The sequence below is a fragment of the Belnapia mucosa genome (assembly GCF_016775475.1).
Lineage (GTDB): Bacteria > Pseudomonadota > Alphaproteobacteria > Acetobacterales > Acetobacteraceae > Belnapia > Belnapia mucosa.
Map to the genome: position 1 here is coordinate 1 of NZ_JAEUXJ010000077.1, position 923 is coordinate 923.

Consider the following 923-nt stretch of genomic DNA (forward strand, 5'->3'; position numbering starts at 1 on the left):
CGCACAGCCCCACCTGCAAAACAGCCAGGGCACAACACCCTAACCATTACTTCCCGTCTTCAACTGTCAAATGAACAGACCACGCAGCAGGATCCGGCCCAAGGGCCAATCCCGCCATGCGGTGGTGTCTTGGAAGCACGCGCCATCCAGGCCAAGGCCCAGAACGGCATCCGTCAGGCAATCCAGGCCTGGCCGCCGCTACTGCGACAGCCCTTGGCCTCGTCACCCTTCGGGGATTGTCTTGGCTTGCCACAGGCAAGACAGGACAATGGAGGCAACCGGATTCGAACCGGTGACCCCCTGCTTGCAAAGCAGGTGCTCTACCAGCTGAGCTATGCCCCCTCGATGCCACTCACCATCCAGCGTGGTCGAGCCAAGCTCAACCACGCCTGCCGCGGCAGTGCCGCGGCTTGCCGCTGCCAAGCAGCGGCAATCGGCTTACGGCACCCTCCGGGGGATTTTTCCCGCGCCAAGCGCGGGAAAAATGGGCCAGGGAGGACTTGAACCTCCGACCCCACGCTTATCAAGCGTGTGCTCTAACCAACTGAGCTACTGGCCCCCAGGCCCCGGCATCGCCGAGGCCCTAAAGCCATCGCCCAGCCAAGGCCAGAACATCAAAGGGAAGGATGCGCGGACGGCGCCAATCCCCATAAGGGGACCAGAGCCGCCATGATCAGCCACCAACCGAAAGTCCGGGCGGTGATCGGTAAGTATTGGGTTGAATGGATCAGGCGGCCTCGCCAATCCCTTCCATCCGGAGGTCATCAACGAGGACCAAGGCTCTGGTCCGGTTTGATCGTATCAGGCAGGCCCAACCTGGCTGCATCCGCAGTCAGCATCGAGGCCTGTCCTTGAAAGGAGGTGATCCAGCCGCAGGTTCCCCTACGGCTACCTTGTTACGACTTCACCCCAGTCACTGACCC

2 tRNA genes and 1 rRNA gene are annotated in these 923 nt (G+C 61.9%); all 3 read right to left on the bottom strand.

Annotated features, from left to right (window positions below):
* Positions 1-269 precede the first annotated feature (269 nt).
* Positions 270-342, bottom strand: a tRNA-Ala gene (locus JMJ55_RS30410).
* Positions 343-485: 143 nt separating this feature from the next.
* A tRNA-Ile gene (locus tag JMJ55_RS30415) sits at positions 486-559 on the bottom strand.
* Between the two features lie 295 nt (positions 560-854).
* Positions 855-923 (bottom strand): 16S ribosomal RNA (locus JMJ55_RS30420); the annotation flags it as partial.